General features: G+C 58.1%; 24 protein-coding genes. 20 read left to right on the plus strand and 4 right to left on the minus strand.

All coding sequences use genetic code 11. The features are described 5' to 3' along the window. Nucleotides 1-86: 86 nt before the first annotated feature. From L7A15_RS09790 to L7A15_RS09860, 15 genes are all read left to right on the plus strand, one after another. Nucleotides 87-1,217: a site-2 protease family protein gene (locus L7A15_RS09790; protein ID WP_237200867.1), complete on the plus strand. Its 1,131-nt coding sequence runs from the start codon at nt 87-89 to the stop codon at nt 1,215-1,217. Nucleotides 1,218-1,301: 84 nt separating this feature from the next. Next, the gene (locus L7A15_RS09795; RefSeq protein ID WP_237208852.1) at nt 1,302-2,318 is read left to right on the plus strand and encodes a tRNA (adenine-N1)-methyltransferase; all 1,017 of its coding nucleotides are present in this window, start codon (nt 1,302-1,304) and stop codon (nt 2,316-2,318) included. A 90-nt stretch (nt 2,319-2,408) separates the two neighbouring features. Then, nucleotides 2,409-4,088, plus strand: a complete 1,680-nt coding sequence (arc, locus tag L7A15_RS09800; RefSeq protein ID WP_237200869.1) for a proteasome ATPase — start codon at nt 2,409-2,411, stop codon at nt 4,086-4,088. Nucleotides 4,089-4,097: 9 nt separating this feature from the next. Further along, entirely contained in the window at nt 4,098-5,699 is a 1,602-nt protein-coding gene (dop, locus tag L7A15_RS09805) for a depupylase/deamidase Dop (protein WP_237208853.1), read from the plus strand. A gap of 21 nt (nt 5,700-5,720) precedes the next feature. Continuing rightward, entirely contained in the window at nt 5,721-5,924 is a 204-nt protein-coding gene (locus tag L7A15_RS09810) for a ubiquitin-like protein Pup (protein ID WP_237189091.1), read from the plus strand. A gap of 33 nt (nt 5,925-5,957) precedes the next feature. After that, the gene (pafA, locus tag L7A15_RS09815) at nt 5,958-7,397 is read left to right on the plus strand and encodes a Pup--protein ligase (RefSeq protein ID WP_237208854.1); all 1,440 of its coding nucleotides are present in this window, start codon (nt 5,958-5,960) and stop codon (nt 7,395-7,397) included. A gap of 122 nt (nt 7,398-7,519) precedes the next feature. Further along, on the plus strand, nt 7,520-8,536 hold the full coding sequence (locus L7A15_RS09820; RefSeq protein ID WP_237212477.1) for an FKBP-type peptidyl-prolyl cis-trans isomerase: 1,017 nt from the start codon (nt 7,520-7,522) through the stop codon (nt 8,534-8,536). Nucleotides 8,537-8,561: 25 nt separating this feature from the next. Continuing rightward, a complete protein-coding gene (locus L7A15_RS09825) occupies nt 8,562-8,963 on the plus strand; it encodes an FKBP-type peptidyl-prolyl cis-trans isomerase (RefSeq protein ID WP_237208856.1) in 402 nt (133 codons plus the stop codon). Between the two features lie 209 nt (nt 8,964-9,172). Continuing rightward, a complete protein-coding gene (locus L7A15_RS09830) occupies nt 9,173-11,017 on the plus strand; it encodes a helix-turn-helix transcriptional regulator (protein ID WP_237208859.1) in 1,845 nt (614 codons plus the stop codon). An 81-nt stretch (nt 11,018-11,098) separates the two neighbouring features. Next, nucleotides 11,099-11,404 carry a hypothetical protein gene (locus tag L7A15_RS09835; protein WP_237200873.1) on the plus strand — a complete coding sequence of 102 codons (306 nt, stop codon included), beginning with the start codon at nt 11,099-11,101 and terminating at the stop codon, nt 11,402-11,404. Nucleotides 11,405-11,409: 5 nt separating this feature from the next. Then, entirely contained in the window at nt 11,410-11,646 is a 237-nt protein-coding gene (gene tatA, locus L7A15_RS09840) for a Sec-independent protein translocase subunit TatA (RefSeq protein ID WP_237189087.1), read from the plus strand. A 100-nt stretch (nt 11,647-11,746) separates the two neighbouring features. After that, nucleotides 11,747-12,595, plus strand: coding sequence for a twin-arginine translocase subunit TatC (tatC, locus tag L7A15_RS09845; protein ID WP_237189088.1), 849 nt, complete (start codon nt 11,747-11,749; stop codon nt 12,593-12,595). Nucleotides 12,596-12,726: 131 nt separating this feature from the next. Further along, nucleotides 12,727-15,561, plus strand: a complete 2,835-nt coding sequence (locus L7A15_RS09850) for a DEAD/DEAH box helicase (RefSeq protein ID WP_237212478.1) — start codon at nt 12,727-12,729, stop codon at nt 15,559-15,561. Between the two features lie 54 nt (nt 15,562-15,615). After that, nucleotides 15,616-16,650 (plus strand): amidohydrolase family protein, encoded by a 1,035-nt coding sequence (locus tag L7A15_RS09855; RefSeq protein WP_237212479.1) that lies wholly within the window; start codon nt 15,616-15,618, stop codon nt 16,648-16,650. A 99-nt stretch (nt 16,651-16,749) separates the two neighbouring features. After that, entirely contained in the window at nt 16,750-17,484 is a 735-nt protein-coding gene (locus L7A15_RS09860) for a polyprenol monophosphomannose synthase (protein WP_237200875.1), read from the plus strand. Nucleotides 17,485-17,640: 156 nt separating this feature from the next. Here L7A15_RS09860 and L7A15_RS09865 read toward each other — a convergent pair whose 3' ends face one another. The 3 genes from L7A15_RS09865 to L7A15_RS09875 form a co-directional block, all read right to left on the minus strand. Continuing rightward, entirely contained in the window at nt 17,641-17,979 is a 339-nt protein-coding gene (locus tag L7A15_RS09865; protein WP_135011868.1) for an RNA polymerase-binding protein RbpA, read from the minus strand. A gap of 96 nt (nt 17,980-18,075) precedes the next feature. Next, nucleotides 18,076-19,197: an SPFH domain-containing protein gene (locus L7A15_RS09870; RefSeq protein ID WP_237189162.1), complete on the minus strand. Its 1,122-nt coding sequence runs from the start codon at nt 19,195-19,197 to the stop codon at nt 18,076-18,078. Nucleotides 19,198-19,229: 32 nt separating this feature from the next. Next, nucleotides 19,230-19,697, minus strand: a complete 468-nt coding sequence (locus L7A15_RS09875) for an NfeD family protein (protein ID WP_237189161.1) — start codon at nt 19,695-19,697, stop codon at nt 19,230-19,232. 232 nt (nt 19,698-19,929) lie between these two features. Between L7A15_RS09875 and L7A15_RS09880 the strand changes: the two genes are divergently transcribed. Next, nucleotides 19,930-20,304, plus strand: coding sequence for a DUF3054 family protein (locus L7A15_RS09880; protein ID WP_237189160.1), 375 nt, complete (start codon nt 19,930-19,932; stop codon nt 20,302-20,304). Between the two features lie 71 nt (nt 20,305-20,375). Here the strand turns inward: L7A15_RS09880 and trpD are convergent, their stop codons facing one another. Beyond that, entirely contained in the window at nt 20,376-21,416 is a 1,041-nt protein-coding gene (gene trpD / locus L7A15_RS09885) for an anthranilate phosphoribosyltransferase (protein ID WP_237208858.1), read from the minus strand. A 252-nt stretch (nt 21,417-21,668) separates the two neighbouring features. Between trpD and L7A15_RS09890 the strand changes: the two genes are divergently transcribed. From L7A15_RS09890 to L7A15_RS09905, 4 genes are read left to right on the plus strand one after another with little or no spacing between them, the layout of a single operon-like run. After that, nucleotides 21,669-22,307: a cytochrome c oxidase subunit 3 gene (locus L7A15_RS09890; RefSeq protein WP_237189158.1), complete on the plus strand. Its 639-nt coding sequence runs from the start codon at nt 21,669-21,671 to the stop codon at nt 22,305-22,307. A gap of 50 nt (nt 22,308-22,357) precedes the next feature. Further along, nucleotides 22,358-23,152, plus strand: a complete 795-nt coding sequence (locus tag L7A15_RS09895; RefSeq protein WP_237189157.1) for a c-type cytochrome — start codon at nt 22,358-22,360, stop codon at nt 23,150-23,152. A 48-nt stretch (nt 23,153-23,200) separates the two neighbouring features. After that, nucleotides 23,201-24,292, plus strand: a complete 1,092-nt coding sequence (locus L7A15_RS09900) for a ubiquinol-cytochrome c reductase iron-sulfur subunit (protein ID WP_237189156.1) — start codon at nt 23,201-23,203, stop codon at nt 24,290-24,292. Then, nucleotides 24,292-25,956, plus strand: a complete 1,665-nt coding sequence (locus tag L7A15_RS09905) for a cytochrome b (protein ID WP_237189155.1) — start codon at nt 24,292-24,294, stop codon at nt 25,954-25,956. The genes L7A15_RS09900 and L7A15_RS09905 overlap by 1 nt, the downstream gene beginning before the upstream one ends. Nucleotides 25,957-26,604 lie beyond the last annotated feature (648 nt).

Below are 26,604 nucleotides of genomic sequence, written 5' to 3' on the forward strand. Positions count from 1 at the left end.
TCACTGTGGGAGACGGTTTTTGCATAGACTAGGGGTGCGTATGGGCTTATTAGGGCCCAGTCTGTAGATCTGAGAAGGTTTGTTCTATGGTTGTGGGTTCTGGTATCCGCATCGGTCGTTTTGTGGGTGCTCCTATTGTGGTGAAGCCGTCCTGGTTCCCGCTGATGGCAGTTGTCATCCTTGGGTACGGTCTTAATTTGGCGTCCTGGCGTAGTCTGACCACTGCCCAAGGTTTTCTGGCTGCCACTATTACCGCTGTGACTCTTGCTGTTGGCGTCCTTTTGCACGAGCTGGCTCACGCTGCAGTGGCCCATGCGCGGGGAATTCGGGTGCAGGCGATTAACGTCAACATGTGGGGCGGGCATACCAAGATGCAGACCTCCTCAGCCGTGTCGAGTTTCTGGGTGGCGGTAAGTGGGCCCCTGGTAAATTTTGTGGTCGCTGCCCTCTGCTATTTGGTCTGGGTCAACACTGGAACTGCTGACTTTTTTGGTTTTGTCTTGGCTGCCCAGGTGAACTTGGCTGTGGGTATCTTCAACCTGGTTCCGGCCTTCCCCCTAGATGGCGGTCACGCCCTGGAAGCCCTGGTGTTCCTCATGACTGGTCGTCGTTCGGTTGCCATACGGGTGACTGCTTACTCCGGTCTTCTCCTGATTGCCCTGGTGGTGGGTTTCCTGCTGGCAACAGGTGCGTGGCAGTCCTTGTTTGCACTTGTTGCGGCTGGTTTCCTTGGCTATTACCTGTGGACGGGGGCGTCCCACTCCCTGCGGAGGCTGGGGGAGGACCGTAACCCGGCCCACCCCCTGAGGGCGTCAGAACTCATGGTCCCTGTGCAGTTTGCGGCGGCTGACGAGCTGATTGGCCAGGCTGGTCAAAAGTGGGATGGGAAATCGCCTCTCGTTCTGCTTCGCAATATGGGTGCAGGTGGCCTTGAGCCCAGTGCCGTTGTCTTACCCTATGCTTTAGATGCCGCCGTCGGCACTCTTGATTCCCAGCCGCTTGCTGCCCTGGGGCAGCCCCTGGCCACCCGGACGATGGACGTTCGGGCAGGCTTGCTGGATACGGTTGACGAATTTAACGGTTTTGCCTACCACAGGCTGCCTGAGGAGGATCGGGACGACGTTGTCGCCTGGATTGTGCAGGATTCTGGCCGTCCGGTGGGGCTTGTCACAGCCCAGGCCCTACGGGCCCAGATCCTTGATCTTGCAGGAAAGTAAGCCCTGATAGATTCATACCCCTTGCCCCTATTTTTCTGAGACAATGGGTATGACACCTTTTGATTGAAAAGAGAATTATTCAGTATGAGCAACCCAACCGGTAGCATCAACCGTCGTGGCCCCTTCCGTCCTGGTGAACGGGTCCAGCTAACTGACGAACGTGGCCGCATGACCACTATCACCCTGGCTGAAGGCGGTGAATACCATTCCCACCGTGGTTTCTTTAAACATTCTGAGCTGATTGGCCACGTTGAAGGTACTGTCATTGAAAATTCCGAGGGTTTTAAGTTCCAGGCCCTCCGCCCCCTGTATAAGGACTTCGTCCTGTCTATGCCTCGGGGCGCTGCAGTTGTCTACCCCAAGGACGCCGGCCAGATCGTGACCATGGCTGATATCTTCCCCGGTGCCCGCGTCATCGAGGCCGGGGTCGGTTCCGGTGCCCTGTCCATCGCCCTGCTACGGGCTGTGGGCGACGGCGGCCACCTGCGCTCCTTTGAGCGTCGGGAAGAGTTCGCTGACATCGCCCGAGGAAACATTGAAACCTTTTTCGGTGGGGAGCACCCCGCCTGGTCCCTGACCCTGGGTGATCTAGCCGAGGCTCTGGGACAGGTTGAAGAACCCGGTAGCGTAGACCGCGCCGTCCTGGACATGCTGGCCCCCTGGGAGTGCCTGGACGCCGTCGCTACCGCCCTGGCCCCCGGTGGCGTCATCATTTGCTATGTTGCAACCGTCACCCAGCTCTCCCGCGTCGCCGAGGCCCTACGCGCTGACGGCCGCTTCACCGAGCCTGAATCCCACGAAACCATGGTGCGAGGCTGGCACGTTGAGGGCCTGGCAGTTCGCCCTGACCACCGCATGGTGGCCCACACCGGCTTCCTGATTACCGCCCGCCGTCTGGCTGATGGGGCTGAGCGTCTGGCTCCTAAGCGTCGAGCCTCCAAGACTGATTTCTCAGAAGAGGATATGAACGCCTGGACCCCTGCCGCCCTCGGCGAGCGCAACGTCTCAGACCGCAAACTCCGCCGGGCTGGACGCGACGCCCTGAACCTGGCAGATAAGGCAGCTGAGGCCCGGGCTGCTGCTGAAAACGAAGAAGTTTAGTTGAAGTGGAGCCGGGGTGGGGCCGCAGGACGTACCTGCCCCGGCTTTCCCGCCCCAGATGGGGTGTGAGGTAGTGGAAGGGGAAGTGTGATGGCTGAGAACCTCAGCGTGTCATCGGCTGACTATGAGCGGATTCTGCGTCAGCTGAATATTGCTAACGATAATCGCAGGCACCTTGACCGTCAGTTGAGGGCGGCTGGTGATAAGAATCAAAAGCTGGTCACTGCCCTGACCCGGGCTAAAAATGAAATCGAGCATATGCGGATGGCCCTGGCCCAGGAGGTCGCCCCGCCCTTGAACTCTGCCCTGGTGGTGGCTGTGAATGGGGCGAAGATGACCTACCAGGATCTTGCTGAGGGCAAGACTCCCGCTGAGGTTGAGGAGAGCCTGGATGTGATGATGGGGGGCCGCCTGGTGCGGATTACCTGCTCCCCGCTCTTGCCGCTGGATCAGGTTCAGCCGGGTATGACCGTCCTGCTCAATGATTATTCTCAGGCTGTGGTGTCCCTCGGGTTTGAGGGGTACGGGGACGTCGTGATGGTGCGGGAGGTTCTTGATTCCCAGCACTTGGTGGTTGAGTTACCGAATCAGGCTAAGATTGTTGCCCGCCTTTCGGGGGCTGTGGACGCTTCTGCCCTGCGGGTGGGCGATACGGTGACCTATGATTCTCGGGTTCAGATGGTGACCTCCCTGGTGCCCCATACGGACGCCCAGGAGCTGGTGCTTGAAGAGGTCCCGGATATTACCTACGCCCATATCGGTGGTTTGGGGGATCAGATTGATTTGATTCGGGACGCGGTTGAGCTGCCATTCTTGCACCCTGATATTTACCGTCAGTACCGGCTGTCTCCCCCCAAGGGTATTCTCTTGTACGGCCCTCCGGGCAACGGTAAGACCCTGATTGCTAAGGCGGTGGCTAATTCCCTGGCCGCCCGGGCTGCTGAGCGGGCTGACCGGCAGGAGAAGAAGACCGGCTACTTCTTGAATATCAAGGGCCCGGAGCTGCTGGATAAGTATGTGGGTGAGACGGAGCGTCAGATTCGCGAGATTTTCTCGGCTGCCCGCGATAAGGCCCGGGCCGGTCACCCTGTTGTGGTCTTCTTTGACGAGATGGAATCGCTCTTCCGCACCCGCGGGTCGGGCCGGTCCTCGGATGTTGAAACCACGATTGTCCCCCAGCTTTTGGCTGAGATCGACGGTGTTGAAAGCCTGGATAATGTGATCCTGATTGGGGCAACCAACCGGGAGGACATGATTGACCCTGCCGTCTTGCGCCCGGGCCGCCTGGACGTCAAGATCCGGATCAACCGGCCGAACCGCCAGGGGGCTGCAGAGATTTTTGGCCTCTACCTGACTGAAGATTTGCCCATTAGCGCCCTAGAAATTGAGAAGGCCGGGTCTAAGGCTGCCGCAGTTGAGGCTATGGTGACTCGGGTTGCCGATAGTCTGTTTTCTACTGATCCGGCTAACCGGTATATCCTGATTGACCTTGAGAACGGGGTGAGCCGCTGGTTGTTTAGGGGCGACTTCCTCTCTGGTGCTGTGATTCGCAATATCGTTGATAAGGCAAAGAAGCAGGCCATTAAGGACTTCCTGGCTACCGGAACTGAAGGTATTACCAGTGAGCACCTGCTGGAGGCCGTCCGCTCAGAGTTTGAGGACCAGGTTGAGGTCCCCCAGGCTGCTGAAATTGAGGACGTCCTGGCCACCTTGAATATCCGTATGCGGGTTGTGAAAGTGACGCCGGCCCGTAGCAGAGATCGGTCCTAGGAGGGCGCTATGACTGTACGCCGGATTATGGGTTCAGAGACGGAATACGGGGTTTTTGCCCCCGAGAAGCCGTCAGCTAACCCCACTGTGCTGTCGGCCTTTGTGGTCAATACCTACGACACCCTGTTCAAGCGGGATCTCTCGGCCAGGTTGCAGACTCGCTGGGAGTACCGCTCCGAGAGCCCCTTGAGCGACGCCCGGGGGTTCGATATGCCCCGGGCCCAGGCCCACCCCACCCAGCTGACCGATACCGCCCGGGAGCTAACCAGTGAGGATATCGCCGCCGAAGCCCTGAGCGAGGCCGGGCATTTTGCGGAGCGCATTGACTGGGACGCTGTCACCATGAACTCCATCCTGCCCAACGGGGCCCGCTTCTACGTGGATCATGCCCACCCCGAGTACTCCTCACCGGAGGTGACCAGCCCCCGCGCGGCCGTCCTGTGGGACGCTGCTGGCGATCACATTGCCGCCCAGACGGTCGCAACGATCGCCCAGGTAGCGGCCGGGGGGCAGTCCTCCATGCCCCCGGTTAACCTGTATAAGAACAACACCGACGGCAAGGGACAGTCCTACGGCTCCCATGAAAACTACCTGCTGCCCCGGTCAGTTGATTTTGAGTACCTCACCCTGGTTCTCCTCCCTTTCTTTGCCACCCGGCAGATCATGGTTGGGGCTGGACGGGTTGGTATCGGCCGGGCAGGGGAGCAGCCAGGCTTTCAGTTATCCCAGCGGGCTGATTTCTTTGAGCGGACTGTTGGGTTGGAGACCACGATCCGTCGTCCCATGGTCAATACCCGGGATGAACCCCATGCTGCCTCCGAGAAGTACCGTCGCCTGCACGTCATCTCAGGTGATGCGAACTTATCTCATACCTCCAACTTGCTGAAGTTTGGCACCATGCCCCTGGTGCTCAACCTGATTGAGGCCAAGGCCGCCCCGCCGATCCGTCTGGCCGACCCGGTTGCTGCTATGCACACCGTCAGCCATGACCTGACCCTGACTGCCCAGCTGCCCCTGGCCGGTGGAGGAAGCATGACGGCTCTTGACATTCAGAGGGCCTATCTGGATGCCGCCAAGGAGTTGGAAGCTGAGGTAGATGAGGCTACCGCTGAGATTCTCCAGCTGTGGGAGGACGTTCTGGACGCCCTGGCCACAAACCCCTTGAGCCTGGCTGACCGCTTGGATTGGGTTGCCAAATACGCCCTGATGAGGTCGTACGTCGCCCAGGGCCTGAGCTGGGACGACCCCAAACTTGCCGCTATTGACCTCCAATACTCGGACGTCCGCCCCGACAAGGGCCTCTACCACAAGCTCGTTGCCCTGGGGCGCATGAAAACCCTCTTCAGCCCAGAAGAGATAGCCCAGGCAGCGAGCGAACCACCCCGGGACACCCGCGCCTACCTCCGCGGCAAGCTCATTACTACCTGGCCGGAGGAGGTTGTTGGGGCTAACTGGGACACCCTCTCCGTCCGCAACCCCCTTTCCGTTGACCTTCACCGCCTCAACCTGGACGAACCAGCAGGTTTTACCGCAGAGACTGTCGAGCCCCTGCTCACCCTGGAACACGCCGACCAGCTCTTTGCCCGCCTCTCCACCCGTCCAACCCCCTAAACCCATCCACCCTGAAAGGTAATTCCCATGGAACGTATCCAACGCCAAGACACCCAACTCATTGCTGGCCAGCAGGTTGAAGAAGTCACCCTGCAGACCCAGGCCACCGAGGTTAACCAGCAGGCAGTCTCAGAGATTGACGATCTGCTGGCTGAAATCGACGGTGTACTAGAAGAAAACGCAGAAGACTTTGTCAAGGGCTTCGTCCAAAAGGGCGGCCAGTAGGCCCCCGCTCAGCCCCACCGCAGAAAGGACGAGATGGAACGCAGAATCTTTGGGATCGAAACTGAGTTCGGTATTCGCTATATCCCCAAGGGCTTAGGCCCGCTGGGGCCCGAGGAGGCCGCCCGTAAACTCTTCAAACCCATCGTTGACACCTGGCGCTCCTCCAACGTCTTTCTGCCCAACGGTGGCAGGCTCTACCTGGACGTAGGCTCCCACCCCGAATACGCCACCGCTGAAACCGCCTCCATCCGTGATGCCCTGATTCAGGACAAGGCAGGGGAGCTGCTCCTCAATGACCTGGTCAATCAGGCCCAGGACCAACTTGAGACTGAAGGGTATGACGGCAGTATCTTCCTCTTCAAGAACAATGTCGATTCAGCAGGTAACTCCTTCGGGTCCCACGAGAATTACATGCTGGAGCGGAAGGTTGAGTTCTCCCGCCTGGTCAAGTCCCTGATTCCTTTCCTGATTACCCGCCAGATCATGGTGGGGGCGGGGAAGGTCCACCCGGATGGCCCCCCGGAATGGGCTGGGCGTGCCCTGGCTCCGGCAGGTCAGCCCAGTTTCTCCTTCTCCCAGCGGGCTGACTACATCTGGGAGGGGTCCTCAACGGCGACCACGCGGGCCCGTCCTATTATCAACACCCGGGACGAGCCCCACGCCGACGCCTCCCTTTACCGGCGTATGCACGTCATTAACGGGGATTCCAACATGTCGCAGGCCACCACCCTCTTGAAACTGGGAGCAACCGACCTGGTTTTGCGTATGTTGGAGGATTACTACCCCCTGGGGAACTTTGAAATCAAAGACACCGCAACAGCCCTGCGCGTCATCTCCCACGATATGACCGGAACTGCCCTCTTCCCCCTGGCTGACGGAACCGAAACCAACGCCCTGACCCTGCAACGTCACTACCATCAGGCTGCCCTCACCTATGTGGGGGACAAGGGGGAACATCACCCCGATGTTGCCTACGTGTTGGATCTGTGGGGCCGGGCCCTGGACGCGGTGGAGTCAAGGGACACCTCCCAGATTGACACCGAGATCGACTGGGCTATTAAGAAGAAGCTGCTCGATACCCTGATTGCTCGGGGGGCCAGCGGCTACGAGGATTCCAAGGTCCAGCAGATTGACCTGGCCTACCACGATATTGATCCGGACCGAGGGGTCTTCGGGGTTCTCAGTAAGAAGGGCCTCGTCAGGAAGGTCGTCACCGCCGGTGACATTGAGGACGCCGCCACCCGGCCCCCAGCGACCCGCGCCGCTATTCGAGGTAGGTTCATTCAGGCAGCCCGGGCAGCGGGGGAGCCCTTCACCGTGGACTGGGTTCACCTGAAACTTAACAACCACCCTCACCTGACTGTGATGTGCAAGGATCCGTTTGCGACCCACAGCGAGCAGATGGAGGCCCTCCTCGCCCAAGCTGGCCTCGCTGACCGCCTCAGCCCAGAACAGAACCTACCTTTTATCTAAGCTGATCCCGGTGAGGGGGTACCCAGCGTCATACAGGGCATTATCAGCTCTTGTCCAGTTCTATCGGCTAGTATTGAGCCGGTGAAGACCAGCGCCTAACCCGTGGGCGCAACCCAAGGAAAGTGAATTTTGTGAAGAAGAAGTCAGTATATTTTGCCTCGAGCGCAGCAATCCTTACTCTGGTGCTGAGCGCCTGTGGCGGTTCTAGCTCCGGTAGCAAGCTGTCCGATGTCGAGTACACCATGAACGGGTCAACCGCCCAGCCTTCAGTTGCAGCGGAGACCCCCTTTGCAGCGACCGGCACCGAGGCCTACAAGATTGAGGACGGTCAGGGCGAAGCTATCCAGGACGGCGACAACCTGCTGGTTGATGCAACCGTCTTCAGCGGTGAAGACCTGACCTCTGTTGCTTCAACCTACACCGAAGCCCCCATGATTATACCCGTGGGTGAGCAGCTCAAGGCAGCAGCTCCTGAACTCTACGACCTGCTGAAGGGCTCAAAGGTTGGAGTAGCTTTCTCTTACTCCACAAATATTGACGCTCAGTCAACCTCTACCGCAGAGGCAACTCCTACCGTTTCACCCGGTACCGCAACAAACCTTGAGGTTTACACCGTCACCGGTAAGCTCCTGAAGGAGGCCACCGGTGAAGACACCAAGCTGAACTCACCCATCCTGAAGGAGTTCTCTGCCCCCGAGGGGTCAGCAGCGACCCTGACCCTGGCAGATGACCGCGGCGATGCACCTACCGAACTGAAGTCCGAGGAAATGATTAAGGGCGATGGCGCCGTTGTTGCAGCTACCGACACCGTGTACGTCAACTACGTTGGTGTGAAGTGGTCTGATGGCGAGCAGTTCGACGGCAACTTCGGTGCGTCCCCCATCAACTTCAAGCTGAACAGCGTTATTGAGGGCTGGCAGAAGGGCCTTGAAGGCAAGACCGTTGGCTCCCGCGTCCTGCTCCAGATCCCCAGCGAGATGGCCTACGGTGAAGATACCGGTGAAACCGGCCAGCCCGCAGGTGCCCTGGTCTTCGTTGTAGATATTCTTGCAACGTCTCCTGAGCGCACCGCACCGTCTGCTTCAGCGACTCCCTCTGCTGAGGCAACCGCAACTTCATCAGAAACCGCCAACCAGTAACCCCTAGATTCGTAGAGGAGACACTATGTCTTTTGGTCAGCGTAAGCTTGATCGTACCAAGCCTGAAATTGATTTCCCCGAAGGCGGCGTCCCTGAAGATCTCGTCATCATCGACGAGATTGAAGGCGCCGGTGATGTCGTTGAGGCTGGCGATACCGTCTCTGCCCACTATGTTGGCGTTGCCTTTTCTAGCGGCGAAGAATTTGATTCTTCCTGGGGTCGCGGCGAACCCCTGCGCTTCCAGGTGGGCGTCGGCATGGTGATTCAGGGCTGGGATCAGGGCCTGCTGGGTATGAAGGTAGGCGGCCGTCGCCGTCTCGAAATCCCCAGCGATATGGCCTACGGTTCCCGTGGTGCTGGTGCAGCCATTGGCCCCAACGAATCTCTTATTTTCGTTGTTGACCTGGTCGATGTAACCAAGCGATAATTCAGATTTTCGATGCATAGCTGATGTGTTGAGCCCCCGGTTCGTGAGAGCCGGGGGCTATCTTTATGTATGTGACTAGCAAAGCTGTTGAACGTGCCGTAAGCCTTCTTGACGTCCTTACCAAACGGCCCCATGGAATCACCCGGGATGAGATTAGATTCAGGGTGCCAGGTTATGACGAGGCCGGAACAGACAGTGCCTTTGAACGGATGTTCGAGCGGGACAAACAGGTGCTGAGGGCCTTGGGGTCTGACCTAGTCACTGAACGGGTGCCTTTCGAGGAGTCCGGGTTTATCTACCGGCTTGAGAATTCACCGGGTAGAAGTCCTGACTTCACCCCAGCTGAGCGTGCCCTCCTGGCGACTGCTGCCCTGGCTTGGGAAGGGACAGAGCTAGAGCGAACGGCTCGTACTGCCCTGTTGAAGATTGAGGCAGGGCGTTCACAGTTTCCTGAACAGGCGTCTTTGTCTGCCCGGTTTGTGGATCGGGTTGGGTTAGCTGAATGCTTGTCGGCTGTGGCAGATGGTAAGGCTCTCAGGTTCCGGTACCGTTCTCATGCCCAGAGCCCTAGAACAGTGGTGGCGTGGGGTGTGGGGATGCGTTTTGGCCACTGGTATGTCGAGGGCTGGGATAAGGGCAAGAAGGCCTCCCGGCTTTTCCGCCTAGATCGCATGGTTGGTTTAACCCTGGTGACGGCAGAAGGGCCGGCTGCACCAGAGACCTATTCGATTGCTGATTCCCTTGCAGGTTTAGAACCCGATGCTGTTCCGCTGTTGGCAACAACCATCCACCCGTCACACGGTGGCAGGTCCCAGCACAGGTGGGGTGAGGACGTCCGCGCCCTCCCCAGCTTTGGCCTTGAAGAGTCGGTGCTCCAGGCTGTGATACAGGGGAGAACCCACTTCCTCCCACCCTCCCAGGCTTTACCTGAAGGGGTAGATTCTGGTTATCAGGACGCTGCCGCTGAAGCCGAAGCTGCCCTGAGACTCTCCCTGGGCGCCTGGCACGGGGAACCTTACGCGTGCGATATGCCCGTGAAGACATCAGCCTGGAAACCTGTTGCCCCTCAACGAGTGCGGGAGAGTGCGTCCGACCAACTCATCAGACTGCTTACCATGGTAGCCGTCGTACAGACAACAGGTGGGATGAATCTTGGTGAACTCGCCGACCTCTTCGACACCACCCCCACTAAGGCCAGAAACCAACTGGAAGGCCTAGCTGCTAGTGTTGGCTTTGAGTCACTGAACCTATCCATCGACGACGACCTCTTCGTGGAAGTAGGCCGGGAGACAAGCCTCTCGGCCGGTGTGAAGCTGACCGAGGTAGAAGTTCTTGTCCTGGGTCTAGCCTTGGATTTAATGAAGTGCTCCCATGGAAGTGGCCTGGGCAACCTCGTCCGGGCAAAATTATGGGATTCACTGGGCGACGCGGACGGGAAATCCCTCAACCCGCACTGTGTAGCTGTTGCACCGGTGGACATCAACCCTGTTCTCCGTCAGGCCCTGGATCAAAAAATACCACTAGAGATTCTTTATAGGTCCCGACGCGGGGAAACTGTCAGGGTCATTGAACCCCTCAAGCTGATTGTGAACAATGGGCCCAAGTATGTGGTTGCCTGGTGCCGGAAAGCCCAGGGCTACCGTCATTTTTCCCTGGACTCCATCACTACTATGACTCTGTGTGAAGACGAGACCTTTAGCGACCGCTTGGATGATCTGGGTGAAACCGGCACCTGGCTCAGTGAGCTCAAGGCAGGTCGCCACCCCAGTGAGCTCATGGTACTGGCCCTAGACGGGGAGCAGCCCAGCCATGTTAGAGAAGCTGTTGACCTTGAATTGAGGCGGTATTCCACAGCAACAGCCCAGGCAGGCGGCTGGCATTTCTACAGGGTTCCCCTTGCCAACCAGGACTGGGCCCTGAGCCTAGTGGTGAGGCTCGGGCCGACGGTCCGCATCCTTCACCCTAACCACCTGATCCCAAAGGTGCAGGAACTACTCAGCCTCCCACCGGGAACCGACTATGGAATGAGAAGAGAGAACCCCGACAGGGAATAAGGTCAGGAACTTAGAGCTCTTCCCTATATAATGGGGTCTATGCCTTGGTGGTTTTGGATAGTCCTGTGGAGCGTACTTGTATTGAGTTCCCTCTGCCTACTAGCCTGGCTACTGTATCTGGTCTTCCGCAAAGCCATGGGAAGTCTGGACGCGGCAACCGACTGGGAATCACAAATTACAGATTCCCTGGGGTCAGCCTCCGTCCTGAAGCCCCTGCGCGAGCCGCACCAGCCCGCAATTTTTACCCCGGTTGGTCAGGCTTATTCGGATTACATTCAGGGCAAAAACACTCGAACGCTCGATCGAGCCCGACGACGCTCCCAGCGTCGCGACGAACTCGGTCAGCCCCAACTCGTCGGAGACATTAAGCGTCTCCAAGAAAGGTGACATACATGAACATTCAAGGTTGGCACTGGGTCGTCCTCGTTGTAATCGTCATTCTCCTCTTTGGTGCCCCCAAGCTCCCCGGCATGGCCCGTAGCCTCGGCCAGTCCATGCGTATCTTCAAGTCCGAAGTTGACGGCCTGAAGAGCGATAACCAGAAGAACAACACCGCTAACGCCCAGGACACCGTTGTTTCAGGTGAAGTAATCAACAACCCTGACCAGAACAAGGGAACCCAGAACTAAGGTTCTTACCCTAGAGCGTTCGTGAGTTATCAGCCCAACCCGTGCCTTGGCTCCCAGGGTGCGGGTTTGCGGGCTCTCAGAGTTTCTATAGAAGGCAGCGATGGCTAAAACAACCAGCCGAAAGAAGAACCCCCAGGCCGCTATGGCCCTGAGCGAGCACTTTCGCGAATTCCGCAACCGTCTGATTAAAGCGACGGTAGCAACCGTGATTTGTGCTATCGGTGGTTTCTTCCTCTATGAGCCCTTCATGGACGCAATTAGCGCACCGGTGTATGCCCTCAACACTGAAGAGGGGCGAACCGCTGCCCTTAACTACTCCACTGCCATTTCCCCCTTTGACCAGATGATTAGGATTTCCCTCTACATCGGTCTGGTCATTGCTAGCCCCGTCTGGATCTACCAGCTGTGGGCTTTCATTACCCCCGCCCTGTATAAGCGGGAGAAGCTTTACACCCTGGGCTTTACCTTTACCGCCCTGCCCATGTTCCTGCTGGGCACCGGGCTGGCCTGGTGGCTCCTTCCGACCGCTATTGCAACCTTGACTCAGTTCAGCCCGAACGGGGCAACTAACCTGCTCACTGCTGACGTCTATATCAGCTTCGTGGTTAAGTTCATGCTTGCCTTCGGTATCGCTTTCGTGCTGCCGGTCTTGCTGGTTGGCCTGAACTTTATTGGCCTGATTAGTGGTAAGGCTATGTTGAAGTCCTGGCGCTGGGTGGTGCTCATTGTCGCCATTATCTCTGCTATGGCTGCCCCCGGTGGTGAGATCATGTCCATGGTCTACCTCATGGTTCCCCTCCTTTTCTTCTTCTTTACGGCAATCGGTATCTCCCTACTGAACGACAAGCGCCGGGCTAAGCGTCGGGCCCGCCTTGAAGCCGGTTTGAGCGCAGACGAGCTAAACCGGGCCACCAGCCTCGAAGAGCTAGACAAACTCGGCCGGAACTAATGCTTTCTGGCTAGAGCCCCGCACCAGATGAGGTGCGGGGCTTTTGTCTTCATCGGGAGGGGTTGTTCGCCCGGCACTGAAAAGCCAGGTGCGGTAGGGGCACTTCGGTGCGAGCGCCTAAGATGGTGTATATGGCTAGTTATGCTGAACAGTACCTACGCGCTAAGCAGCGCACCGCCCAATCCAAGACGGCCCTCTACCGGTTTGAGCAGACCCTGGGGTTTGACCTCGATGATTTTCAGAGGCAGGCCTGTACTTCGGTTGAGGACGGGCGGGGTGTGCTGGTTGCTGCCCCGACCGGGGCGGGTAAGACCATTGTGGGGGAGTTCGCGATTTACTTGGCTCTTGCCCAGGGGAAGAAGGCCTTTTATACGACGCCTATTAAGGCCCTGAGTAATCAGAAGTACAACGACCTTGTGGCCGCTTACGGTGAGGACGCCGTGGGTCTGTTGACCGGCGACACCTCGATTAATTCTGAGGCTCCGGTGGTGGTGATGACCACCGAGGTGCTGCGGAATATGCTCTATGCTGATTCGGCTACCCTCGCTAATTTGGGTTTTGTGGTGATGGATGAGGTTCATTACCTGGCTGACCGGTCGCGGGGGGCTGTGTGGGAGGAGTGTATTATCCACCTGCCGGAGCATGTGGCGGTTATTGCCCTGTCGGCGACGATTTCTAATGCTGAAGAGTTTGGGGCCTGGCTTGATACGGTAAGGGGTTCTACCGACATTATTGTGTCTGAGCACCGCCCGGTGCCCCTGTGGCAGCATGTGCTGGTGGGGAAGCACCTGATGGATCTGTTTGCTGGGAATACGACGGTGGAGGATGCCGCTAACGCCCGGGACATGCCTGAGGTGAACCCTGAGCTGGTGAGGGTGGGGCGACGTCCCCGTCCGTCGCGGGGCCCTGGCGGTAAGTCTTTTTCCCGCTTGGGGAAGGGGAAGCGGTCCCGGCCCCAGGGGTTTGAGAAAGGACGGGACTGGAACCGGGATTTTTCGGATTCGTCGGCTCCGGTGCGTCCCCAGCGTATCAGCCGCCCGGAGATGATTCAGACCCTGGACCGGGCGGGCCTACTGCCCGGTATCTGTTTCATTTTTTCCCGGGTGGGGTGCGACGCGGCGGTGTCCCAGTGTATTGACGCTGATATTCGTCTGACCACAGATGCTGAAGCCCAGACTATTCGGGCCTATGTTGCTGAGGCTACGGCCTCCCTGGACACTGGAGATTTGGCCGTGCTCGGTTTCTATGAGTGGCGGGAGGGGCTCATGCGAGGGGTGGCGGCCCACCATGCTGGTTTGCTGCCGATCTTTAAGGAAGTGGTGGAAACCCTCTTCTCTGAGGGCCTGATTCGCATGGTCTTTGCCACTGAAACCCTGGCCTTGGGGATCAATATGCCGGCCCGCTCGGTGGTGCTTGAGAAGCTCACCAAGTTTAACGGGGAATCCCACGTTGATATCACGCCGGGGGAGTACACCCAGCTGACCGGACGCGCGGGCCGCCGCGGTATTGATGTTGAGGGTCACGCGGTGGTCATGTGGCGCCCGGGGCTAGAGCCCCAGCAGGTAGCTGGTCTGGCGTCCAAGCGCACCTACCCGCTCAATTCCTCCTTCAAACCCACCTACAATATGAGCGCCAACCTGATAGCCCAGTTCGGTACTGAGCGTACCCAGAAGATACTGGAAAGCTCCTTTGCCCAGTTCCAGGCGGATAAGTCGGTGGTAGGGGTTGCCTCTCGGGTGCGGAAGAATGAGAAAGCCCTGGCGGGGTTTGAGGAGGCTATGACCTGCCATCTGGGGGATTTCACTGAATACGCCCGGATCCGCCGTGACCTGTCTGACCTAGAGAAGAAAGCCGAGAAGGGCCGTAGCCGCCTGCGGCAGTCCCAGGCGGTGGCCTCCGTCCTTGATTTGCTTCCCGGCGATATTATCGAGATTCCGCGCGGACGCAACGCGGGCCCGGCCCTGGTGCTGGCCAGGGCCGAGTCCCTGGACGACCCCAGGCCCTCCATTCTCACCCTGGCCGCCCAGCTGCGCCGCCTTGATCCCCGGGATTTGGACGGGCCCGTCGTACCAGTTTCCAAGATTAAGGTGTCTAAGAAGTTTACGGGTAAGACCCCCAAGGACCGCCGGGATATGGCTTCCCGCATGCGAGAGGCTCTCTATCAGGGTCTTCCTGCCCGGGCTGGCTCCCAGAAGAAGTACTTCAATGAGCGCGAGCGCGGGGACGAACAGAAGATTGAGGAGCTGCGCCGGGCCCTTCGCAACCACCCCTGCCACGGCTGCTCTGACCGGGAGCACCATGCCCGCTGGGCTGAGCGGTGGCACTGGCTCAGCCGGGACACGGACGGCCTGCGCCGCCAGATTGAGCGGCGAACCAATACCATAGCCCAGGTCTTCAACCGGATTTCCCAGCTGTTGGCCTCCTACGGCTATGTTGAGACAGTTGAGGGCGGCGGCCGGGTGCTGACCGCTAAGGGGGCTTCTCTCCGCCGGGTTTACGGGGAAAAGGACCTGCTGACTTCGCTCTGCCTGGAAGACGGGGTACTCACGGGTCTTGACCCGGCTGCCACCGCCGCCGTCGTGTCAGCCCTGGTCTATGAGGCCAAGCGGGACGAACTGGGCCTGCTCTCACGCTACCCTGGTCAGGGGGTGGAGGCCGCCCTCATGAGCATGCTCAAGCACTGGAACAAGCTCAACGAGGCTGAAAAACTTCACCACCTGCCCCTGACCGATTCACCCGATTTTGGGATGGTCTGGCCCATGTATAAGTGGGCTCGCGGTAAGTCCCTGGCCCAGGCCCTTGACGCCACCGACCTCGCTGCCGGCGACTTTGTGCGCTGGGCCAAGCAGGTCATTGACAGCCTCGACCAAATTGCCCATGTGGCCTCCGCTGACGCCCAGCTCCGCACCCAGTGCGAGGCTGCCATCAATCTTGTGCGACGCGGCGTCGTCGCAACCCAGCTCTAACCCACTTCAGAAAGGACGGCACCGGTGCCTGCTCACGTATTTCTAGACGGTTCTGTGTATAGCCCTGCAGACCCCTTTGCAACAGCCCTCGTGATCAACGAGGGGCAGGTGGAATGGGTGGGGCAGGACGCCGGGGCCCGCTCAATCCTGGACGATTCCATGCAGCTCACGGAGCTTGCTGGCCGTCTGGTTGCCCCCAGCTTTGGGCTGGCTGCGGCGGCAGTAACTGAGCAGGACGCCCCCGCCCTCTGCGACCAACTGGCAGCAGCAGGGTACGGGGTAGCTCACCTGCTCCTGCCCGAACCTGGGCGCACCTACCCCCAGCACCCAGCCCTTGAGCTGCGCTACTACCTGCCCCTTGCAGGTCTGGACCTAGACCTGGCCCCTGACGGCCTGGGCCACCTAGAGCTGGAGCAGGTGGGCGGAGTCTACGTAACCGACCCTGCCGACCTCACCGAGGGCGTCCTGACCCACTTGGCGACGCTCCGACTCAACCTGATAGCTGCCCTGCAAAGCCCCGAAGCTATTGGGGACTACCTCAACCGGCTAGCCAGCCTGGACCCCATCAGCAGGATCCGAATCAGCCCCCGCCTGGACGGACTCACCCAGCTCTCCGACGACCACCTGGCCCAGGCCAAGGACCTCCAGGTCACCCTGGGATTCAGCTCAGACTTTGACGCCTCTGCAGAAGCCTTCAGCCGGGCCCTGGCAGCTGGGGCCTCCGTAGCTCTTGGTTCTGACCCCCTGGGTAGCCCACAGGCCCTCGGCTGGGAACTCATCAACCGGGCCGTCAACCCTGCCCAGCCAGACCAAGCCGTCTCCGCCCGGGCCGCCTTCCAAGCCACCACCCGATCCATTTACCGAGCCACCGGCACCCCCAACCCCCTCACCGGCCAGCTCGTCCCCGGGGCAGCAGCCCACTTCGCCCTCTGGCAGATCACCGAGCTCATGGTCCAAACCCCCGACTCCCGAATCTCCGCCTGGAGCACAGACCCCCGCGCCCGCACCCCCCTCCTACCCGTGTTGGCCCAGGACGTCCCCCGCCCCCAGCTCGTCGGCCTCTACCGGGCTGGGCAGGCTGTGGGCTAAGGCAAACCGCGCCTCTACCGGCCCCGTCCGGTACTACCTATATAATGAGAGACTGATTCAGACCACACAAGATTTCGTGTGCCCCATCAAGGAGACCCCATGCGCGTACTCACCGTTATACCGACCTACAACGAGAAAGAAAATCTTCCCATCGTTGTAGAACGCCTGCGGAAAGCTGTCCCTGAAAGCCACATCCTCGTGGTCGACGACAACAGCCCCGACGGCACCGGCCAGCTCGCAGACGAGATGGCGGCAGCCGATCCCAATATCAACGTCCTGCACCGCACCGTCAAGGACGGCCTCGGCGGCGCCTACCTGGCTGGCTTCGACTGGGGTCTTGAGGCTGGCTACGACGTCCTGGTCGAAATGGACGCTGACTGCTCCCACCAGCCCGAACAGCTACCCCTTCTTCTGCAGGGCATTAAAAACGGGGCAGATTTGGCCATTGGCTCCCGCTACGTTCCGGGCGGCAAGACCAAGAACTGGCCGGTCCACCGCCAGATTCTCTCCCGGGGCGCCAACCTCTACACCCGCCTGATCCTGGGAACCAAGATCAAGGACATCACTGCAGGCTACCGTGCCTACACCCGTCAGGCCCTCCAGCGCCTCAACCTTGAGGGCATTGACTCCAAGGGCTACGTCTTCCAGGTGGATCTGGCCTGGCGTTCTGAACAGGCAGGGCTGACCATCGTGGAAGTACCCATCACCTTTGTCGAGCGTGAAATCGGGGCCTCCAAGATGGACGGCAACATCATCTTTGACTCCATGAGCAAGGTAACCCGCTGGGGCCTAGCCTCCCGCGCCCAGGCCATCAAGGGGCTCCTGGGCCGTTAACTGGGCTAGGACCTAGCCCTCTGAGGTAGGGGAGTGAAGCCCCAGATACACCTGAGATTCACCAGCAAAAGGGGAGCCCGCCAGCGTGTTGCTGGCGGGCTCCCCTTGATTTAACCCCTGATTCAGGGGGATCTGAGTCTCCCCGGAGGGGGTTCCCTAGAGGGCGTGACGTTCCCGGTAGATTTCTAGACGCTGTTGCAGGGTCTCTTCGAGTTCCTCGACGCTGCGACGCTCCAGCAGCATGTCCCAGTGGGTACGGACGGGCTTTTCAGCGTTTTCTTCCACCTTGCCGTCGCCGGAGACGAGGAAGGCTTCCTTGCCTGACTTAGCAGTCCAGGTGGCCGGGATTTCAGCTTCCTGGGCAAAGGTTACGAAAACACGTTCACCGTCTTCGGTGCGGTATTCGACGCGCTGGCGAGGTGCCGGTTCGACACCTGATTCAGTTTCCATGGACTGGGAACCCAGGCGCATACCGCGCAGGCTGCGATCGCTCATTTTCTTCCTCCAAAAAGGGTGACGTGCTAGTTGGTGAAGCCACTTAGCTCAAGCGGCTCACGATAAGACCAAATGCCTATTATACCGTGCCTGGCCCTAGGCCTGCACAGGGTTAGCGGTGCCCAGAGCTGAATCCTGACCTTCAAGGCCGGTGTCAGCCGGAAGTTCCACGCCGCTATCGAGCTTGTCCAGGTTGGGGTTCAGGTCTTCTTCGGTGACCTTAATAACCGGGGTGTCAACGATGGGGGACGCCGGGGGAGTGGCACCAGCGTCTTCCGCACCGTCCTCAAGGTCCGGGCCCAGGTTGGCAGGGGTGAAGGCATTGCCGAGGCCGCGCAGGGCGTCACCCAGCTCGGTGGGAATGAACCAGAGCTTATTGGCGTCACCTTCGGCCAGCTTGGGCAGGGTCTGCAGGTACTGGTAGGTCAGCAGCTTCTGGCTGGGGTTGGAGGCATGAATAGCGTGGAAGACCTTCTGAATGGCCTGGGCTTCACCGTCAGCTCGAAGGATTGCTGCCTTAGCGTCACCCTCAGCGGTGAGAATCTGGGACTGCTTTTCACCCTCGGCTCGCAGGATAGCTGCCCGGGAATCACCCTCAGCGGTGAGAATCTGGGACTGCTTCTGGCCCTCAGCGGTCAGAATGGCTGCACGGCGGTCCCGCTCGGCTCGCATTTGCTTTTCCATGGAGTCCTGGATGGAGTGCGGGGGCTGGATTTCCTTGATATCGACGCGGGAGACTCGAATGCCCCAGCGGCCGGTGGTGCTGTCGAGGACGCCGCGAAGTTCAGTGTTGATTTGATCGCGGGAGGTCAGGGTCTGCTCAAGGTTGAGGCCACCGACGACGTTACGCAGGGTTGCGCTGGTGAGCTCGTCCACAGCGTGGATGTAGTTGGTAATTTCGTAGGTGGCTGCCTTGGGGTCAGTGACCTGGAAGTAGACGACGGTGTCGATACCGACGACCAGGTTGTCCTCGGTGATCACTGACTGGGAGGGGAAGGAAACTACCTGTTCGCGCAGGTCAATGAGGGGTAGCACCCGGTCAATGAAGGGAACGGTGACATGGAAGCCGGGGTTCAAGGTGGTGTGGTACTTACCCAGGCGTTCGACGATGCCTGCTCGGGCCTGGGGAATAATCCGCACAGACTTGAGAAGGACGATCAGGACGAGGGCTACCAGGGCCAGGAGGATAATTGAGGTGGTAAGGGATGACGCATTCATATGTATCGACCTACTTTTGAGTTACTGAAGTTTTAAGGATGGGCAGAAGGGCTCTCTGGAGCAAGAAGGGCGGTAGCGCCCTGAATGGCTACGACGGTTGCGTAGGAACCCTCGGGCAGGACGGCCTGGTCTGAGGAAGGTCGGGCAGTCCAGGTATCACCAGCGATGAGGGCCAGGCCACTGTTGACTGTGACAGTTTCTGTGATCCTAGCCTGCTGGCCGACGAGGCCATCAGAGTTCATGGCAAGGTTGGGTGAACTCTGGTGGAACTTGCGGATCAGGGGCGGGCGGAGGCCCAGGAGTAAACCAATGCTGACAGCAGCAAAGATGAGGACCTGCCCGGTGAAGGAGTCAGTTGCAAGGGTCGCACCAGAAGCGGTGAGCGCTGCCAGAGCCATCATGAGGAAGATGAAGTCCAGCATGAGGATCTCGATGATTGCTAAGAGGATTGCAGCGGTGAGCCAGAAAGCCCAAAGGTTATCTGCGAACCATTGGATCATAGGTGCCTCCTTGTGTGGTGTCTGTCCTATCTATTTTCCCTGATAGGACGCAGAAAGGCCAGGGTTTGAGGTCTGCTGAGAGCGCACAGGTGCCTATATCTAAGGCTAATCTTGAGACTCTACCATAGAGCCGATAATATACATTATGTAAAGTAGACCTGAAATTCACTCCCCCCATGACTATGCTTCATAGTTTCGTCAGCTGCCTAGCCTCTCGTTTACAGTTAGGGATATGAGCAAACAACTTCTTCATGCCCAGCCTGCCCGTCTGCTGGTCGATTTCCTCTTGGTAATCCTCTTCGTCTTGATTGGACTGAAGAGTCACCAGCAAGCCCTTACTGATTTACCCCAAACTGCCCTGCCTTTCATTCTGGCCCTCCTTGCTGGCCACCTCGGCGTGTGGGCCGTTGGATCCAGGCGTCAACTGCCCCTGCTTCTCGAGGGCCTTATGCTCTGGGTGACAACCCTGGTGATGGGTCTTGGGTTACGACTCTCTTTTGGCGAAACAGCGGCCCTTGCTTTCGCTCTGGTTACCGCAGGTGTCTTACTCATCTTCTTGGTGGGTTGGCGTGGCATCCTCTGGGCTATCCGTCGCCGTTCCGCCTAGCCCATTATTCTTTGCCCGTCTAAGCGGTGATACAAGAAGAGCCCCGGTTGCGTCCGGGGCTCTACCTTTTGCTACTTGCTATTGCTGTAAGTGATCCAAAGTTCAAGTACAGCCTTAGCCTGGCCAGTTTCCACAGAGAGACGGGCGTCCTCTAGGGCTTGCTGGAATCGCTCCTGGAATGGGCGACCATCCACCGGCCGGAATGCCGTAATGCCGGCTGCAGCATTCAACAGGACGGCGTTAAGTATGGGACCGGGGGTTCCAGCCAGAACCTGATGCACCACCTGGGCATTATGCTGAGCGTCTCCCCCACGCAAATCATCCAGGGTAGCCAGGTCTAAACCGAAATCTGTGGGAGTGATGGAATGCTGCCTGACTCCCCCATCGAATGTTTCCCATACCTTAGACTCGCCGGTAATGGTGATTTCATCCAGTCCGTCATTACCCCTGAAAATCAAGGCGTGATCACCACGGGATGCAAAGACAGCAGCGATTTTCTCTGCCATTTCAGCGTCAGCAACACCGATAGCTGAGGCTCGAACCCGGGCAGGATTAGTCATAGGCCCCAGGTAATTGAAAGCCGTCGGCACCCCAATTGAACGGCGAGTGGGAGCAACATGTCGCATGGAGGGGTGGAAAACCTGGGCAAAAAGGAAAGTGATTCCAGCTGCCTCTACCGCCCCTGCAACATCCTTTATGTTCAAGTTGAGATTAATACCTAGCTCGGCAAGAACATCTGCACTTCCACTTGAGGATGAAGATGCTCGATTGCCGTGCTTGATAACGGGCACCCCAGCACCTGCAGCTACCAGGGAGGCCATAGTTGAGATGTTGACGGTGTTCTGCTGGTCTCCCCCGGTTCCAACAATATCAACCGCATCTCGAGTGACCTCAATCTGTTCTGCCTTGTCAAGCATGCCTTGAGCGAGGGCGGCCAACTCCTCAGGAGTTTCACCCTTTACATGAAGTCCAACTAAAAATGCCCCGATAATTGCTTCCGGGGTCGATCCAGCCATGATGTCATTCATTGCCCACGTAATTTCAGGTGAGGAAAGGTCCTCCTGGGCGACAAGGCGATTGAGAATTGTTTTCCAAGTGAGTGTGTCTGTCATAGGCCACATTCTACGGAGCTGGATAAAACATAAGAAATACTCCACTCACCTGGTCCAGCATTCGGTTGTCCGCTCCCCCGGTAAGTACACTTCCTTGCTGGTCTGGTTACGCAAGTTTTACACGTTTTGCGTGTCGCAGGAGGGGCCTATAAACCCCTGAAAATCCAGGTTTACTACAGGATTTACAACACACCTAGGAGCAAACGCTCTTATCTATTGGTTCGAGGGCAGTTTTACAGACATAATGTCTATGTGACAACTGCAACCCATACCCCAAGTAAGTCGGCACATGCCGCTCTGAACCGTCCAAACCAGGTAGCCGTAGGCACCATGGTGTGGCTGGCATCAGAGGTCATGTTCTTCGCCGGCCTGTTCGCAATGTACTTCACTCTGCGCGCTTCTCGCCCCGACATTTGGGCAGAGAACACGCCCTTGCTTGAAGTCCCCCTCGCTCTTGCCAACACCATCGTGTTGGTTTTGAGCTCTATTACCTGCCAGTTTGGTGTTTTCAAGGCTGAGCAGCTGAAGCCCCGTCGTACCGGATCTCTCTTCGACCTTCGCCAGTGGGGCATGGTCGAGTGGTTCCTTCTCACCTTCATCATGGGTGCGTTCTTCGTTTCTGTTCAGGCATACGAATACGCAAACCTTGTAGCTGAAGGTTTGACTATCGCTTCAAATGCTTACGGTTCAGCCTTCTACATCACCACCGGTTTCCACGCTCTCCACGTAACTGGCGGCCTGATTGCATTCTTGCTCATCATCGGCCGTGCATACGTTGCTAAGCGTTTTGGTCACTACGAAGCAACTTCAGCAATTGTTGTTTCCTACTACTGGCACTTCGTCGACGTCGTCTGGATCGTCCTGTTCGCCGTCGTGTACTTCCTGAAGTAACCGGTAATTCTCACCAAAACCAACTAGCACACACACTAAGGAACAACGACGTGAAGGCACTTTCTCAAAAGCGACGTCATCCGCTCGCAGCTCTCGTGTTGCTGGCTCTTGCCCTCCTTCTTTCTGGTGGCCTCTACGCAGTTGCCACAGCTACTAACGAAGCTCAGGCAACTACTACCGCTAGCTACACAGCTGAAGATATTTCAGAAGGCCAGAAACTCTTCCTGGCAAACTGTGCAACCTGCCATGGCACTAACGCCGAAGGTTCTGCAGACGGTCCCTCACTCATTGGTGTTGGCGCTGCCGCTGTTGACTTTCAGGTAGGTACCGGCCGTATGCCCATGCAGATGCAGGGCGTTCAGGCTCAGATGAAGCCCGGCCAGTTCAATGAAGAGCAGACCATGCAGCTCTCAGCCTATGTGGCTTCTCTGGGTGCTGGCCCCGTCATCCCCGACGCCGAATACCTCGACGTTTCAAAGGGTGACGCAGCAAACGGTGCAAAGGTATTCCTTGCTAACTGCGCCATGTGCCACAACGCAGCAGGCGTTGGTGGCGCTTTGACCCGTGGCAAGTGGGCCCCCACCCTGATGGGTGTCTCTGAAAAGCACATTTACGAGGCTATGGAAACTGGTCCCCAGAACATGCCCGTTTTCAACGATGCGAACATCACCCCCGAAGAAAAGCGCGATGTGATCACCTACCTGAAGTCTCAGGAAGTGAACGCATCCGTCGGTGGTTTCAAGCTTGGCTCACTCGGCCCGGTTTCTGAAGGTCTTCTGATTTGGACCCTCGGCCTGGTCATCGTGATTGCTTTTACCCTCTGGCTGACTTCACGAGCTGCATAAGCTCACGCACACACAATAAATTCGTACAAGGAAGATTTGAGGCAACACATGGGAAACCATAGTGACGGCGTACGCGAAAGCACAGCCGTAGTTACCTCTCATGAGGCAAGTCAGGAGAAGTTCCCGAACCCGGGCCTTCCCCCGCATGCTCCCCGACTCACCGACGTCGACCCTAAAAAAGCAAAAGGTGCTGAGCGACAGGTAGTTCTACTATTCGTCATTTCTATGCTCGGTTCCCTGCTTTTCTGGGTCGGCTATTTCGGCGTTGAGGTGAGTGGCAACTTCTACGATGTCATGAACCCCGAAGCAAACAACATGCTTCGCCTGCAGAACCTCCTGCTGGGTCTTGGCATTGCTTTTGCAATGTTCGGTATTGGTATCGGCATTGTCCACTGGGCACGTTCACTCATGCCCGACCACGAAATGGTTGAAGAGCGTCACGCAGTTACTTCTGAAGAAGACCGCGCTGAAGCTCAGGAGATCATGGAAACCATCATTGAAGAATCAGGTATTAAGCGTCGCCCCTTGCTGCGCAACACCCTGATTGGTTCAATGGTGCTCGCTCCCCTAACCTTCGTCACCCTGTTCCGTGACCTGGGCCCGGCAGATCCTTCCGTCCTGAAGTACACCCTGTGGGACGAGGGCGTCCGTCTTGTACGTGACCCCTCCGGTACCCCCATCAAGGCTTCAGACGTCACCCTGGGCTCTGCCTACCATGTCCTGCCTGAAACCCTCTCCAGCCTGACCCACGAAAACGGCTACCTGGAAGAGAAGGCCAAGGCAGTTGTCCTGCTTATGCGCCTGGACCCTGCAGACATCAAGAAGGTAACCCCCGGCCGTGAAGACTGGAACGTAGACGGTATCTACGCCTACTCAAAGGTCTGCACCCACGTTGGTTGCCCCATCGCTCTGTACGAGCAGCGCACCCACCACCTGCTCTGCCCCTGCCACCAGTCAACCTTTGACGCGGCAGAAGAGTGCAAGGTCATCTTCGGCCCCGCAGGTCACCCCCTTCCCCAGCTCCCCATTGCTGTGGACTCAGAAGGCTACCTGGTTGCCCAGAGCGACTTCCATGAGCCTGTTGGCCCCGGTTACTGGGAGCGTGCAAAGCACATGAAGGAAATGGCAGGTGAAGCGTAATGTCTACTTCAATGCAGTCTGATTACAAGGCAAAGACCTCAACCGGTCGTATTGCCCACTACGTTGATCAGCGTGTTGGCGCCTCAGGCGTCATCAAGGAATTCGGCCGTAAGATCTTCCCCGATCACTGGTCCTTCATGTTCGGTGAAGTAGCCCTGTACAGCCTGGTTATCCTGATTCTCTCAGGTACCTTCCTGACCTTCTTCTTTAACCCCACCATGGTTTCAGTAACCTACGATGGGTCCTATGTGCCGATGAAGGGCACCCACATGTCTGCCGCCTACGCTTCTACCCTGGACATCTCCTTTGACGTCCGCGGTGGTCTGCTTATGCGTCAGATTCACCACTGGGCAGCGCTGATGTTCATGATGGCCATGACCGTCCACATGCTCCGTGTTTTCTTCACCGGTGCTTTCCGCCGCCCCCGTGAACTGAACTGGGTTGTCGGTTGCACCCTGCTCATCATCGGCATTCTGGCTGGCTTCACCGGCTACTCCCTGCCCGATGACGTTCTCTCCGGTAACGGTCTTCGCATTATCGACGGTATCTTCAAGTCCATCCCGCTGGTTGGTACCTACATTTCACTGTTCTTCTTCGGCGGTGAATTCCCCGGTACCGCAGTGATTGGTCGCCTCTACACCCTGCACATCATGATCATCCCCGCCCTGCTTCTGTTGCTGGTCGCGATCCACATGTTCATGGTTGTACTGCACAAGCACACCCAGTACCCCGGCCCCGGCCGCACTGAGAACAACGTCGTCGGTTTCCCCGTCGGCCCTGTGTACGCTGCAAAGGCAGGCGGCTTCTTCTTCATCGTTTTCGGTATCATCGCCTTCCTGGGCGCAACCTTTACCATCAACGCGATTTGGAACTACGGCCCCTACGACCCCTCACCCGTTCAGGCAGGTACCCAGCCTGACTGGTACGTCGGTTTCGGTGACGGTGCCCTCCGTCTCTGGCCCGGTGTATGGCCTTTTGCCTGGGAATTTGAATTCCTCGGTGGCTGGTGGGTCCTCAGCGTCCTGCTCCCCTTCGCCCTGATGGCTGGCTCCGTCATGATGGCCATGGTCTTCTGGCCCTGGATTGAGCAGTGGGTTACCAAGGACAACCGAGTCCACAACATCCTTGACCGCCCCCGCAACGTACCTTTCCGTACTGGCGTTGGCGTCGCAGGTATCATTGCCTACTCAGCCCTGATGATTGCAGCAAGCTCCGACCTCATTGCAACCCACTTCCATGTGTCCCTCAATGACGTCGCCTACTGGCTGCGGTTCACCTTCGTCTTCGGCCCGCTGATTGGCTTCCTGATTACCCAGCGTATCTGCCTGGCCCTGCAGCGCAAGGATCGCGAACTGGTTCTCCACGGTATTGAAACCGGTAACGTCGTCCAGCTCCCCCACGGTGAGTTCATCGAGGTCCACAAGCCCATCGACGAATACCGCCGCTACAAGCTGGTTTCATTCGAATCACCCGAGCCTCTCCCTGCCCAGCCCAACAAGAAGGGCAAGGTCGGCCTGATCGAAAAGACCCGCGCAGGTCTTTCAAAGATCTGGTTCGAAGACCGCGTTGTTGCCGTCACTCCGGCAGAACTCGAAGCTGCCCACCATGACCACCATGGTGATCACGCAGTTGAAGGTCATCAGAACCCTTCAATCGATAAGTAACAAACGGTTGTAGTGAAGTGTGGGGGTACCCTCTAGGGTGCCCCCACACCCGTCTTTAAAAGCGGTTTCCACTAGGGCAGGGGACTCATCCCCTGCCCTGTGGCTTATCTTCAAGCCTTCCTTGTCAGTGCGCTACTGGTGGCACGTGTAGCACGGACACTGGCCCCTGACGTTTGGCTATTAGAAGCGTGGCTGACAGGCAGGATTGATCTCAAAGTAGTCCCACTTTTCTGAGGGTTTGTGCTGGTGCACGGTAACAACAGCCAGCAGAAGCGGGCAAGAGAGCCTGTATTCTCAGTGAGCGGGTGGGCTTAGCAGGACGCAGGACGGGCGCACCTAGAGCAAGCACGGCCTAGGCCTATTTTTGCTTTGAAGTGTGTGCCAATAGTTTTGGTGAATTCTTACCACTTGAGTGAATTGCTGTAGGTAGCGCTGAACGTAGGGTACTAAGTGTGGGTGAGGCCATAAATCTCTTGGCGTGTCACTAGCTTTGTGAGGTGGGCCCCAGGGCAGACTGCACTCTGTGCCGTCCTGTGCCGTCCTGTGCCGTCCTGTGCCGTCCTGTGCCGTCCTGTGCCGTCCTGTGCCGTCCTGTGCCGTCCTGTGCCGTCCTGTGCCGTCCTGTGCCGTCCTGTGCCGTCCTGTGCC

This window comes from Rothia nasimurium (assembly GCF_928391935.1).
GTDB lineage: Bacteria > Actinomycetota > Actinomycetes > Actinomycetales > Micrococcaceae > Rothia > Rothia nasimurium_D.

Coding starts and splice junctions, on each gene's coding strand:
- L7A15_RS09790 (WP_237200867.1), top strand. CDS start 87: ATGGTTGTGGGTTCTGGTATCCGCATCGGTCGTTTTGTGGGTGCTCCT.
- L7A15_RS09795 (WP_237208852.1), top strand. CDS start 1,302: ATGAGCAACCCAACCGGTAGCATCAACCGTCGTGGCCCCTTCCGTCCT.
- arc (WP_237200869.1), top strand. CDS start 2,409: ATGGCTGAGAACCTCAGCGTGTCATCGGCTGACTATGAGCGGATTCTG.
- dop (WP_237208853.1), top strand. CDS start 4,098: ATGACTGTACGCCGGATTATGGGTTCAGAGACGGAATACGGGGTTTTT.
- pafA (WP_237208854.1), top strand. CDS start 5,958: ATGGAACGCAGAATCTTTGGGATCGAAACTGAGTTCGGTATTCGCTAT.
- L7A15_RS09825 (WP_237208856.1), top strand. CDS start 8,562: ATGTCTTTTGGTCAGCGTAAGCTTGATCGTACCAAGCCTGAAATTGAT.
- L7A15_RS09830 (WP_237208859.1), top strand. CDS start 9,173: ATGTTCGAGCGGGACAAACAGGTGCTGAGGGCCTTGGGGTCTGACCTA.
- tatA (WP_237189087.1), top strand. CDS start 11,410: ATGAACATTCAAGGTTGGCACTGGGTCGTCCTCGTTGTAATCGTCATT.
- tatC (WP_237189088.1), top strand. CDS start 11,747: ATGGCTAAAACAACCAGCCGAAAGAAGAACCCCCAGGCCGCTATGGCC.
- L7A15_RS09850 (WP_237212478.1), top strand. CDS start 12,727: ATGGCTAGTTATGCTGAACAGTACCTACGCGCTAAGCAGCGCACCGCC.
- L7A15_RS09860 (WP_237200875.1), top strand. CDS start 16,750: ATGCGCGTACTCACCGTTATACCGACCTACAACGAGAAAGAAAATCTT.
- L7A15_RS09865 (WP_135011868.1), bottom strand. CDS start 17,979: ATGAGCGATCGCAGCCTGCGCGGTATGCGCCTGGGTTCCCAGTCCATG.
- L7A15_RS09870 (WP_237189162.1), bottom strand. CDS start 19,197: ATGAATGCGTCATCCCTTACCACCTCAATTATCCTCCTGGCCCTGGTA.
- L7A15_RS09875 (WP_237189161.1), bottom strand. CDS start 19,697: ATGATCCAATGGTTCGCAGATAACCTTTGGGCTTTCTGGCTCACCGCT.
- L7A15_RS09880 (WP_237189160.1), top strand. CDS start 19,930: ATGAGCAAACAACTTCTTCATGCCCAGCCTGCCCGTCTGCTGGTCGAT.
- trpD (WP_237208858.1), bottom strand. CDS start 21,416: ATGACAGACACACTCACTTGGAAAACAATTCTCAATCGCCTTGTCGCC.
- L7A15_RS09900 (WP_237189156.1), top strand. CDS start 23,201: ATGGGAAACCATAGTGACGGCGTACGCGAAAGCACAGCCGTAGTTACC.
- L7A15_RS09905 (WP_237189155.1), top strand. CDS start 24,292: ATGTCTACTTCAATGCAGTCTGATTACAAGGCAAAGACCTCAACCGGT.